We start from the raw sequence: 12374 nt of genomic DNA on the forward strand, positions 1-12374 counted from the left end.
AAGGGAAGCCGTGGATCGCCGAGTCAAGCCCGGCCATGACGATCGAGAGAGGCTTCCTGCTTGGCGTTCAGGTCGGTATCTCGCCGAAATTCTTCCCCACCGGTAGCACGGCGTGCCGGATCAGCCGCGAATCCTCCACCGCGGCCTGGCGGTGCTTCACCGCCTCGCGATAGAGAGGATCACGGATCATCTCGACGAAGGCAGCGACGCTGGGATATTCGGCGATGAAGCAATGATCCCAGCGCTCCTCCTGCGGGCCGATCAGCATCAGCTCGAATTTGCCCTGCCAGACGATGCGGCCGCCGAGACGTTCGAACACCGGGCCGCTCTCGCGGCCATAGGCCGCATAGGCCTCCGCGCCGCTCGCCTTGCGGCCATCGGGATACGCCGCCTTCTTCCGCAGGCGCACCAGATTGAGCATGTGGATCGGGCCCGGGCGGTCGTTCTCCCGGAATTGCGCGAAGATCTCCTTGGTCGGATCGATGTGGCCCATGCGAGTTCCCTCTTTATTTATACGGACTATCCTAGCCCCGGCGCCAAGCGCGCGGAACTGCGGCGCGCGAATGCCCCACCTCCTAATCACGCGTTAACGCCAGGGTAACCGGGCCTTAAACAGCGACCGCTAGCGTGCGGCGGGGCGGGCTGACCGGGCGTATTGCGTATGGCGTGGGGAAAGAAAAAGGGTGCGCGAAAGGAGCCGCTGTTCGGCTTGCCCGCGGCGCTCGCCGACCTGCGCCTGACCGCTGCGGACCGCATTCCCGGCGGCGACGACAAGCCGAAGAAGCCTGCGAAGGCATCCGCCAAGCGCAAGAGCGAGGATGCCGGCGACGAGCCGCCCCGCGAACGGAAGGCACCTGGCAGCCGCAGCGGCGCCAAGCGCCGCTCGAAGTCGCGCGGCGGCTTCAGTCTCGGCCGCCTCGTCTATTGGGGCGCGGTGCTGAGCCTGTGGGCCGGCATCGCCGTGATCGCCGTCGTGGTCTATGTCGGCGCCCATCTGCCTCCGATTCAATCGCTGGAGATTCCCAAGCGGCCGCCGACGATCCAGATCGTCGCCATGGACGGCAGCATGCTGGCGCAGCGTGGCGAGATGGCCGGCGCCAACGTGTCGCTGAAGGATCTCCCGCCGTACTTGCCGAAGGCGTTCATCGCCATCGAGGACCGCCGCTTCTATTCGCATTTCGGCATCGATCCGATCGGCATCCTGCGCGCCCTCGTCACCAACGTGCTCCATCGCGGCGTATCGCAGGGCGGCTCGACCTTGACGCAGCAGCTCGCCAAGAACCTGTTCCTGACCCAGGAGCGCACCATGCAGCGCAAGCTGCAGGAGGCGGAGCTCGCGATCTGGCTGGAGCGGAAGCACTCCAAGGATGAAATCCTGGAGCTCTATCTCAATCGCGTCTATTTCGGCTCCGGCGCCTACGGCGTCGAAGCCGCCGCGCAGAAATATTTCGGCAAGTCGGCGAAGAACGTCACCATTGCCGAAGCCGCGATGCTGGCCGGCCTCGTCAAGTCGCCGTCGCGCCTTGCGCCGAACCGCAATCCGGAAGGCGCGGAAGCGCGCGCGCAGATCGTGCTGGCGGCGATGGCGGATGCAAACTTCATCACTGATGCGCAGGCCAAGGCCTCGATCGGCCATCCCTCCTACAACGTGAAGCCGGCCGGCGCCGGCACGGTCAACTACGTCGCGGACTGGATCGGCGAGGTGCTGGACGATCTGGTCGGCCAGATCGACGAGAGCATCAAGGTCGAGACCACGATCGATCCGAAGCTGCAGAGCGTGGCGGAAGCCGCGATCATCGACGAGCTCGCGGCCAAGAGCGTGAAGTTCAATGTCAGCCAGGGAGCGCTGGTGGCGATGACGCCCGACGGCGCCGTGCGCGCCATGGTCGGCGGGCGGAACTATTCCGACAGCCAGTACAACCGGGCTGTGACCGCCAAGCGGCAGCCGGGCTCCTCGTTCAAGCCGTTCGTGTACCTCACCGCGCTCGAGCAGGGGCTGACGCCCGATACGATGCGCCAGGACGCGCCCATCGAGGTGAAGGGCTGGAGGCCCGAGAACTACACCCACGAATATTTCGGCGCGGTGACGCTGACGCAGGCGCTGGCGATGTCGCTCAACACGGTCGCGATCCGCCTCGGCCTCGAGGTCGGGCCGAAGAACGTGGTGCGCACCGCGCACCGGCTCGGCATCTCCTCCAAGCTCGAGCCCAATGCCTCGATCGCGCTCGGCACCTCCGAGGTCTCCGTGGTCGAGCTGGTCGGCGCCTATGCGCCCTTCGCCAATGGCGGCCTCGCGGTGGCGCCGCATGTCGTGACGCGGATCAGGACGCTCGGCGGCAAGCTGCTCTACATGCGCCAGCCTGAGGAGCGCAACCAGGTCATCGAGCCCCGCTATGTCGGCATGATGAACGCGATGATGCGGGAGACGCTGATATCGGGCACCGCCAAGAAGGCCGAGATTCCCGGCTGGCCGGCCGCCGGCAAGACCGGCACCAGCCAGGATTATCGCGACGCCTGGTTCATCGGCTACACCGCCAACCTCGTCACCGGCGTCTGGCTCGGCAACGACGACAACTCGCCGACCAAGAAGGCGACCGGCGGCGGCCTGCCGGTGGAAGTCTGGACGCGCTTCATGAAGGCGGCGCACGAGGGCGTGCCGGTCGCGAACTTGCCGAACGCGCAAGCGACCTGGGGCCTGTCGAACCTCGCGCAGGCGGCCTCGCAGGTGTCGCCGCCGACAGCGGCAGCACCAGGACCGGCAGCAGCCAACAATGGCGGCTACCGCCCGCCACCGCCCACGCGCACCAATGTGCGGCCGGAAGCGGCGGCAGGGCTCGATGGCTGGCTGATGGACCGGCTGTTTGGCGGAAACCGATAGGCTCTGCCCAAGGTTTCGATGACCTCGAAACAAGAACTGCGAAAACAACCCCATGCACAGTAGCCGAGCATAACGAAATCAACGGCTTGCGCAGGCAGCGCGGAGCCTGAAGCGCGCGCTTCACCACTTCGGCAATTCCTGCCCAGCGCGGCAAGATCGACCGCGACCCACGCATGGCTGAAGGGAAAAATACCAATCACTTCAAGCACCCGTCTTCGGCCCGGGATTTGCTCTCATAGGTTGAGCAGGGACCTGGGAGCGTTCGATGATTTCAAATGTATCCGGTGCGGCGTTGCCTCATCTGCGGCCCGCATCAACATCCGCTTCCAACGCGACATCGGGTCTTGAGCCGGTAGCTCCCGAAACAACCGACGCTACTGCCAGCGGCTTCCGCATCGACCTCTCGCAGGTTAAGCCGCTCTCGGGCGCCAAGGTGATATCGGCCGCGGATCATCCCGTCCTGCGCGACCTAATGGCAACGCACTGGCTGATCGCCCACGACACGAATGCACCGCAATCGGTCGTCGCGGACAACGCGCCTCAGAACGTTTATGCCCAGGTGAAAGTCGACGGCAAGGTGGTGGCCACGTTGTACAATGGCGGGTCCTCGGCGATGACCAACCAGGCCGCGGCGAAGGTCGGCAAGCTCGAGGATCCTCCCGGCTTGAGCGGGCCGGACCTGGCGCAATGGCGGGCCGGCAGATACGCCGAGCTGCTTGGCGGCACCGTCGAGAAGGCCTCCACGGCCATCACGCAATCGCAATGGACGCCGCGCGAGAGCAGGCCCACGACATATAGTCGCGAGCAACTCGACGCGGCGTTCCAGGCGATGCTGGCGGAGGGGCAGACGGCTGGCGCGCAGCAGCAATCAGCCTATCTGGCCTCACGCGCGCAGCCGGGGACGAGTGCGGATTTCAGTGCCTGAGGGCGATTTGAAGCCGTCCCGCTCTCTGCTGTCACTTACCGCGAAAGCGGGGGCATCCAGTGCACCACCGCCCCCGGCTCAACAACCGTCTCTGGAATACTGGGTCGTCCGGTCAAGCCGGACGACGACAGCGAGTGTCAGGCGGGTCGTGAGAGCCTAATCCTCGACACCATACCGGTGCAGATCATTGCCGTACGTATCGAGCCACTTCTTGGCGCGCTCCATCGACGGACAGATCTTGCCGCAGACGCGCCAGAACCGCGCCGAGTGGTTCATCTCGACGAGATGAGCGACCTCGTGGGCGGCGAGATAGTCGAGCACGAAGGGTGGCGCGAGGATTAGGCGCCAGGAGAACGACAGCGAGCCGGCCGAGGTGCAGGATCCCCAGCGGCTGGACTGATCACGGATCGAGAGCCGTTTGACGCGGACGCCAAGCTCGGCGGCGTAGGCCTCTGCCGAGCGCTGAAGATCGCGGCGGGCTTGGCGCTTGAGAAAGTCGCTGACGCGGCGGTCGACATGCTCGAGGCCGCCGGCGACGCAGAGAATGCGTTCACCGCTATCGCGCATCTCGGTCCACACCGTGCCGCGCTGGCCGGCGCGATGAACGATGCGATGGGGCGTGCCGCGCAGCGGTATCACCGTGCCCGGCTGAAACGGTGCGGCCTTCGGCAGGCGGCCGAGGCGTGCAGCGATCCACGCACCGTGACGCTGCGCGAAATCCTTGGCATCGGCGAGCGTGCCGCGCGGCGGCATGGTGAGGATGGCTTCGCGGTCGCTCGGATGAATTCTGAGCGTGTAACGCCTCGCGCGTCTGTGCCGGCGCAGCCGAATCGCAAAAAATTGCGATCCGTGGGTGATGACGAGGGTCTTCGGTTCGTGGGGCCGACGATAGAGGAGTGCGCGAGTGGCCATGTCTGTCAGTCCGGGGAGCAGGAGTTCGCCCGGATTCTGCCATAACCGCCGCCAGGGAAAGCGCTCGGCGCAAAAACAAATCATTTGCCCAATATACAGCGGTCAGGCGCCGGGGAGACCCTACAGACTGGGGTTGGAACCCGCTTTTTTCGCCCCCGCTGGATGCATGCGACACCCCCAAGGGGTGAGGGCAGACTCACTCCTATAAAGCTACCTAAATACCGCGAATCTGGCGGGAATTTACCCCGCCGAAAGGCTCCGGCAGGGCCGAAATTTCGACGGGAAAGCCGAAATTCGGCTGTTCACAGGCGAGATCCGCGGCCTTCATGGTTCGAGACGCGCGTTCCGCGCTCCTCACCATGAGGAGCAGCTCTATTCGGCCGCGAGAGCCTGTAACGAGCTCGGATTCGCAGCCGAAACCATGAAGTCGTGAATCCGCGGCACGATCTCCGACTTGAAACGCGATCCGTTGAACACGCCGTAATGTCCGACACCTTTCTGGACGTAATGAACGCGGCGGTGATCGGGGATCAAGCTGCACAAGCCGTGCGTTGCTTCCGTCTGACCGAGGCCGGAGATGTCGTCGTTCTCGCCTTCGACCGTCATCAAGGCGACGCGCTTGACCTTGGAGGGGTCGACGCGGGTTCCGCGATGGGTCATCTCGCCCTTCGGCAGCGAGTGCTTCACGAACACGGTGTCGACGGTCTGCAGGTAATACTCGGCCGAGAGATCCATGACCGCGAGATATTCGTCATAGAAGTCGCGATGCTTGTCGACGAGATCGCCGTCACCCTTCACCAGATTGGCAAACAGCTGCTTGTGCGCATCCATGTGCCGATCGAGATTCATGCTGATGAAGCCGTTGAGCTGCAGGAATCCAGGATAGACGTCGCGCATCATGCCCGGATGCGGGAACGGCACCTTGGTGATGACGTGGTTGCGGAACCAGTCGATACCGCGCTCCTGGGCGAGGTTGTTCACCGCGGTCGGATTGCGGCGGGTGTCGATCGGGCCGCCCATCAGCGTCATCGAGGTCGGCACGAACGGATCGCGCCGCGCCTCCATGACCGAGACGGCTGCGACAACGGGCACGGAGGGCTGGCACACCGCCATGACATGGGTGTTGCCGCCGAGGACGTGCAGCATCTCGATGACATAGTCGATGTAGTCGTCGAGATCGAAGCGTCCTTCGCTCAAGGGGACCATGCGGGCATCGGCCCAATCGGTGATGTAGACCTCGTGCGCCGGCAGGAAAGCCTCGACGGTGCCGCGCAGAAGCGTCGCATAATGGCCGGACATCGGGGCCACGATCAGCACGCGCGGCTGCGGGCTGCGCAACGGGCGGGTGAACTTGCGATCGAAATAGAGCAGCCTGCAGAACGGCTTTTCCCAGACCGAGCGGATCTCGACGGGGACGCGGATGCCGTTGACCTCGGTGTCGTCGAGACCCCATTCCGGCTTGCCGTAGCGGCGCGTGGTGCGCTCGAACAATTCGCAGGCCGCGGCAACCGACTTGCCGACCTCGGTGCGCGCCCAGGGGTTGAGGGGATTCTGAAACAGCAGCTTGGTCGCGTCGGTGACCGCACGTGCCGGATTGAGAGAGGCATGAGCCATCTCGTACATCCAGTACATCGGCGTCGTCAGGACCGGACTGCCTTCTGCCGCCAGCGGCGGCGCGCCGCCGAACTCACCAATGGGCATCGCTATATTCCTCTTCGCATCGCAACATACTGCCGAATGCGTAATACTGCGTCAATGCATGGTTCCGTACATCTACGTAGCCAAAACGGCTAAACCAGCCTGAATCCACGGGAAAGTGACGTTATTCGCCGCCGGACAGCAGTGAGCCGTGCTTTCTCGCGCTGCGCAAAAGGGCAAGGAATGCCCAAAAAGATGCAACCAGAAGCACGGCGTTGATGGCCAACGCCTGCAGCATCAGATCGGTCCTGAAGGTGTGCTCGATCAGGAGCGCGCGCATTCCCTCGAAGGCGTAGGTCGGCGGCAATGCCCAGGCGACGTATTGCAGCCAGCCGGGCAGCACACTGACGGGGTAATACACGCAGGCCAGCGGCAGGATCGCGAACATCAACGTCCAGACGATGCTCTCGGCGCCAAGGCCGTTTCGCAGCACCAGACCAGAGACGAAGATGCCGACCGACCAGCTCGTGAAGATCAGAGTGCAGAAGAAGGCGATCAGCGGCAGGCCGAGGGCATAGACGTTGAAATGAAACAGGAACAGCGCGAGCAACGTCATCGGGATGACGCCGATCGCGAGCCGGATCAGGCTCATGACCATCAACGACAGCAGAAACTCGATCGGCTTGAGCGGGCTCATCATGAGGTTGCCGAGGTTGCGCGCCCACATCTCTTCCAGGAACGAGATGGAGAAGCCGAGCTGTCCCCGGAACAGGATGTCCCAGAGGATGACGGCGCCGATCAGCGTGCCGCCGGCACGCGCGAAGAAATTGGCGTTCTCGGCGATGTAGAGCTGGAGAAAGCCCCAGGTGATGACCTGCAGCGCCGGCCAGTACAAGAGCTCGAGCAGCCGCGGCCAGGACGACAGCAACAGATACCAGTAGCGCAGGATCATCGCGCCGATGCGGTGGAGCGAGATGCCGCCGTGGAGGGAGAGGTCGGTCATGGCGCGCTCCCGCAAACGGATTGAAATGCCGCGCGCGGTCTATCCAAGACGTCATTGCGAGGAGCCCTTGCGACGAAGCAATCCAGGGTCCCTCCGCAGAAAGACTCTGGATTGCTTCGCTTCGCTCGCAATGACGAAAGGAGCACCCGCTGCCCACTCATCGCACCGCCTCCTGCGCGCCATTCACCCGGCCGCGCGCGACGTCCAGAAACACCTCCTCGAGCGTGGTGCGGTTGTAGCGGGCCATGATCGCTTCCGGCGTATCGTCGTCCTCGATGCGGCCGCGCTTCATGATGATGACGCGGTCGCAGAGCCGTTCGACCTCGAGCATGTTGTGCGAGGCCAGCAGGATGGTGGCGTTGTTGTCCCGGCGATAGCGCTCCAGATGCGCGCGCACCCAGTCGGCGGTATCCGGGTCGAGCGAGGCGGTCGGCTCGTCCAGGAGCAGCAGCTCGGGCTGGTTGATCAGCGCCTTCGCCAGCGCGACGCGGGTCTTCTGTCCGGCCGAGAGCTTGCCGTTGGCGCGGTCGATGAAATCGGCGAGGTCGAGATCCTCGGCGAGCTTCGCGATGCGGTCAGAGAGATTCTTCACCGCATAGAGCTTGCCGAACACGGTGAGGTTCTGCCGCACCGTGAGCCGCATCGGCATGTCGACATAGGGGCTCTCGAAATTCATCCGCCCCAGCACGGCCGCGCTCGCCTCGGGCATGCGATGCCCCAGCACCTGCACGCGGCCGGAGGTCGGCAGCACCAGGCCCATGATCATCGCGATGGTCGTGGTCTTGCCGGCGCCGTTGCCGCCCAGAAGGCCGGTGATGCTGCCGCGCGGAAGCGAAAAGGAGATATCGTCGACGGCGCGGGTCTGCTTGTAAACCTTGACGAGGTGATCGACCGCGATCGCTGCGGACGAGCTGCGATCCGCGACAGTCGGCCGACTTGAAGCCTTGTCATTCTCGGTCATGCTGGCCGTTCTTCTGCTATTGCAGCCGATAGCGCAAGGCCTGTAATTCCTGCGTGGTTCCGCGAGCCCAGCGATTGTGATCGAGAAAGCACCGCCACCTTGTCCGACATGACCGAAATTGCCGCCACCGACTTCCGCCTCGCGCAACGGCACATCCGGCTGGACACGATCCTGCGGCTGCGCTGGCTCGCGGTGCTGGGTCAGCTCGCCGCGATCTTCATCGTGGCACAGGGGCTGGAGTTCAACGTCGAGATCGTCCCCTGCGTCAGCATCATCGCCCTGTCGGCGGCGCTCAATCTGGCGCTCCAGACCGCAGCCAATCCGATGCAGCGGCTGGAGCCGATTCAGGCGGCCGGCCTCCTCGCGCTGAACATCGTGGAGCTGGCCGGCCTGCTGTTCTTCACCGGCGGTCTGCAGAACCCGTTCTCGTTCCTGTTCCTCGCGCCCGTGCTGATCTCGGCCACCGCGCTGCCGGCCCGTTTCACCTTCGGCCTCGGCCTGCTCGCCGTCACCTGCGCTTCGCTCCTGTTTCTTCTTCCATTTTCCGCTGCCGTGGGATTCCGACGATCCGCTGGTGCTGCCGCCGGTCTATCTCGTCGGCGTCTGGCTCTCGATCGCGCTCGCAATCGGCGTCACCAGCCTCTACTCGTTCCAGGTCACCGAGGAGGCGCGCAAGCTCGCGGACGCACTGGCCGCGACCGAGCTGGTGCTGACGCGCGAGCAGCACCTGACCCAGCTCGACGGGCTGGCGGCCGCGGCCGCGCACGAGCTCGGCACGCCGCTCGCGACGATCTTCCTGATCTCGCGCGAATTGGAGAAGACGGTGAAGGACCCAAGCTTTGCCGCCGACCTGAAGACCTTGCGCGAGCAGACCCAGCGCTGCCGTGACATCCTGAGCAAGATCACCCAGCTCTCCTCCACCGGCGCGCCGTTCGACCACATGAAGCTGTCGGAGCTGATCGAGGAGGTGGTGGCACCGCACCGCGATTTCGGCGTCGAGATCAAGGTGCGGATCGCGGTAGCCGTCGCCGCCGAGCCGGTCGGCTCGCGCAATCCGGCGATCCTCTACGGCATCGGTAACATCGTCGAGAACGCGGTCGATTTCGCTCGCACCACCGTCGAGGTGAACGCATGGTGGAACAAGGACACTATCGAGCTCGTGATCTCCGACGACGGACCGGGCATTCCGCCCGACATCCTCAACCGGATCGGCGAGCCCTATCTGTCGCGGCGTCGTAACCAGGACGATGGCAGCGGCGAACGACGCGGTCTCGGCCTCGGCGTGTTCATCGCGCGCACATTGCTGGAACGCACCGGCGCCAAGGTCTCGTTTACCAACCGGACCTTTCCGGAACACGGCGCGGTGGTCCAGATCACATGGCCCAGGCAGCGTTTTGAGGCTATCGAGACGCACGAAGAAACAATAGGATAGCCGCGACCTTGCGTCGCACAACAGGGCCGATGGACCATCGGCGGCCTTGGCACCGCGTGATTGCGAGGCCATATGTCGATGCGCTGGAGAGAGGACAAAACCTTGAACGCCATTGCCGAACTGAACGAACAGAGCGACCGCTCGCTGCTCATCGTGGAAGACGACAAGCCGTTTCTGGAGCGGCTGTCGCGCGCCATGGAGACACGGGGCTTTTCGGTGACATCGTGCGACACCGTCTCGGACGGACTTGCGCAGATCGGCAAGTCGGCGCCAGCATTCGCGGTGGTGGATTTGCGGCTCGGCGACGGCAACGGTCTCGACGTCGTCTCGGCGCTGAAGAAGAAGCGTCCCGACGCACGCGCAATCGTGCTGACCGGCTATGGCAACATCGCCACCGCCGTCACCGCGGTGAAGATGGGCGCGATCGATTATCTCTCCAAGCCCGCGGATGCCGACGACGTCGTCGCGGCACTGCTCTCGACCAGCTCCGAGAAATCCGAGCTGCCGGCGAACCCGATGTCCGCCGACCGCGTGCGCTGGGAGCATATCCAGCGCATCTACGAGATGTGCAATCGCAACGTCTCCGAGACGGCGCGCCGGCTCAACATGCACCGCCGCACGCTGCAGCGCATTCTGGCCAAGCGCGCGCCGAGGTAATCCCGGCGCTCACTCGAGGAAACGCAAATCTCCACCCTTCATGGCTGAGGCGGAGATGCTCGACGTGGCAAAGCGCTGTCACTTTGACCTGGCGTGGGCGTTTCGTGAGAGAAATCAGCGGCGGCGGAGGCGGAGTTAGCCACTCAGGCCGATGAGCTGCCGGACTTCGCAGCTCTCGGCGCGTACGCTCCTGGCTCAATCGGCCTAAATCGGTCGGCGACTGAACGTGCCCGGCCCGATGCCCCCGCGCTCAATCGACAAAGCCGGCTGCTGGCGTCGTGCGCTCGCTGAACCCGACGTTAACCTCAGACGGAGGATCATCGCGCCGACCTGACGCGTCGAACACTCGAGAGAACGATGGTTCACCCCACGCCGCTGCTTGCATCGCTTTGCTTCTGGACGGTACGCGCAATTGCCGTCGCTGTCGTCGCCGTAGCCGCACCAGGTGCGGGGCGTGCGCAGCAAGTCTCCCCGCCGGTCTGGACGGTTCCGGAAGTCGGCGCGCTGCCTGATGATGCCCATGGCCGGCTCGTGCGACGCGGGCGCGACCTCATCACGGCGACCTACGCCCATGTCGGGCCGGAGGTGCCGGACCCAGCCAAGCGCTATGCCGGCAACAATCTCGCCTGCAGCAACTGCCATCTCGAAGCCGGCACGAAAAAATTCGGCTTGCCGATCTTTGGGCTGGTCGGGCTCTTCCCGCAATACAGTGCCCGCCTCGGCGCCGAGATCACGATCGAGGATCGTGTGAACTCGTGCATGGCGCGCAGCATGAATGGCCGCGCGCTGCCGCTCGACAGTCCGGAAATGCAGGCCTTCGTGGCTTACATCAAATTTCTCTCGTCCGGCGTGCCGGCGGGTAAGGCGTTGTCAGGACTCGGCACCGGATCAATGCCTGAGCTCGATCGAGCGGCCGACCCCGTTCGTGGCAAGGCGATCTATGCGAGCGCTTGTCTCTCCTGTCACAACGAGGACGGCTCCGGAATACGCCGCAGCCTGCCGAGCGTCGATCTCGGCTACATGGTGCCGCCGCTCTGGGGCCCCGATAGTTTCAACGATGGCGCCGGCATGGTGCGGCTGATTACTGCGGCGAACTTCTTGCACTTCAACATGCCGCACGGAACGGACTACCTGAATCCGCAGCTCACGGTCGATCAGGCCTGGGACGTTGCCGCCTATATGATCTCTCAACCACGTCCGAGAAAGGCCGGTCTCGACAAGGACTATCCAGATCTTGCGACGAAGCCGGTCGACACGCCTTACGGACCGTACCCCGACGGATTCGATCAGCAGCAGCACATGTACGGGCCTTTCGGTCCGATCCGAGCGGCGCACGCCAAAAAGTAGTCCCGACGGAAGGGAACTCGGCGCCATCGCATCACGAGGACTCCGGATCACGCCGCGCTTCGCTCAGTCCGCGCCTACTCCCAGAAATCCGCGTGGCCCTGCGGGTCGACCAGCCGGTTGATCCGCAAGGCTGCCGCCATTGCAAAGCGCACTGTCATCTGCTTGCGGGTCGGCGCGGCCATCTTGTGCTCGGGCGCCTCGCAATGCAGATGCGCGCCATAGGCGTCGGCGATGATCAGGCCGGTGTCATCAGGAAAGATCTCGCACGGCAGATCCTGCGTGAAGGCGAAGAACAGCCGGTCGCAATGGGCGCGGTACTCGTGCCATTTCTGGTCGGCGCGCAGATCCTCCACCGACGATTTGATCTCGACGATCCAGATCTCGCCGCGCTCGTTCAGCGCCACGAGATCGGCGCGCCGGCCCGACGGCAGCGGCAATTCGCTGATGCAGGAGAAGCCGAGCGAGCGCAAGAGCCGCGCCGTGCCGCGCGCGACCGCGAGCGCCGTCTCCGACTGGCGGCGATCGGGCGACGGTACGAGAGCGATGTTGCGGGCGGTATTGTCCATCGGGGGAAGATAGCCGATTCCGTGAAGGGTGGACACTGTCTCCCCACCCGTCATT

At 64.4% G+C, this 12374-nt stretch carries 10 protein-coding genes and 1 pseudogene; 5 read left to right on the forward strand and 6 right to left on the reverse strand.

All coding sequences use genetic code 11. The features are described from left to right. Positions 1–67: 67 nt before the first annotated feature. A complete protein-coding gene (locus ABIG06_RS10970) occupies positions 68–493 on the reverse strand; it encodes a DUF1330 domain-containing protein (protein WP_124160223.1) in 426 nt (141 codons plus the stop codon). A 168-nt stretch (positions 494–661) separates the two neighbouring features. Here ABIG06_RS10970 and ABIG06_RS10975 point away from each other — a divergent pair, with 168 nt between their 5' ends. Beyond that, complete coding sequence (locus tag ABIG06_RS10975) at positions 662–2878, forward strand: transglycosylase domain-containing protein (RefSeq protein WP_124160222.1); 2217 nt, start codon at positions 662–664, stop codon at positions 2876–2878. A 265-nt stretch (positions 2879–3143) separates the two neighbouring features. Beyond that, positions 3144–3803, forward strand: coding sequence for a hypothetical protein (locus ABIG06_RS10980; protein ID WP_370136361.1), 660 nt, complete (start codon positions 3144–3146; stop codon positions 3801–3803). Positions 3804–3959: 156 nt separating this feature from the next. On the opposite strand, the gene ABIG06_RS10985 is transcribed toward ABIG06_RS10980, so the two are convergent. The 4 genes from ABIG06_RS10985 to ABIG06_RS11000 form a co-directional block, all read right to left on the reverse strand. Further along, complete coding sequence (locus ABIG06_RS10985; protein ID WP_124160220.1) at positions 3960–4799, reverse strand: M48 family metallopeptidase; 840 nt, start codon at positions 4797–4799, stop codon at positions 3960–3962. Between the two features lie 288 nt (positions 4800–5087). Next, positions 5088–6416: a polyhydroxyalkanoate depolymerase gene (locus ABIG06_RS10990; protein ID WP_370136364.1), complete on the reverse strand. Its 1329-nt coding sequence runs from the start codon at positions 6414–6416 to the stop codon at positions 5088–5090. 121 nt (positions 6417–6537) lie between these two features. Next, positions 6538–7356 carry an ABC transporter permease gene (locus ABIG06_RS10995; RefSeq protein ID WP_370136367.1) on the reverse strand — a complete coding sequence of 273 codons (819 nt, stop codon included), beginning with the start codon at positions 7354–7356 and terminating at the stop codon, positions 6538–6540. A gap of 157 nt (positions 7357–7513) precedes the next feature. Continuing rightward, entirely contained in the window at positions 7514–8317 is an 804-nt protein-coding gene (locus ABIG06_RS11000; RefSeq protein ID WP_370136368.1) for an ABC transporter ATP-binding protein, read from the reverse strand. A 108-nt stretch (positions 8318–8425) separates the two neighbouring features. On the opposite strand from ABIG06_RS11000, the pseudogene ABIG06_RS11005 reads away from it, so the two are divergent. From ABIG06_RS11005 to ABIG06_RS11015, 3 genes and pseudogenes are all read left to right on the forward strand, one after another. Further along, positions 8426–9749, forward strand: a pseudogene (locus ABIG06_RS11005) (ActS/PrrB/RegB family redox-sensitive histidine kinase). Between the two features lie 102 nt (positions 9750–9851). After that, entirely contained in the window at positions 9852–10406 is a 555-nt protein-coding gene (locus ABIG06_RS11010; RefSeq protein WP_283811839.1) for an ActR/PrrA/RegA family redox response regulator transcription factor, read from the forward strand. A gap of 357 nt (positions 10407–10763) precedes the next feature. After that, complete coding sequence (locus tag ABIG06_RS11015; RefSeq protein ID WP_370136370.1) at positions 10764–11753, forward strand: c-type cytochrome; 990 nt, start codon at positions 10764–10766, stop codon at positions 11751–11753. Between the two features lie 74 nt (positions 11754–11827). Here ABIG06_RS11015 and ABIG06_RS11020 read toward each other — a convergent pair whose 3' ends face one another. Beyond that, positions 11828–12319, reverse strand: coding sequence for an MmcB family DNA repair protein (locus ABIG06_RS11020; protein WP_424578577.1), 492 nt, complete (start codon positions 12317–12319; stop codon positions 11828–11830). Between the last annotated feature and the right edge of the window lie 55 nt (positions 12320–12374).

This window comes from Bradyrhizobium sp. USDA 326, from assembly GCF_049739485.1.
GTDB lineage: Bacteria > Pseudomonadota > Alphaproteobacteria > Rhizobiales > Xanthobacteraceae > Bradyrhizobium.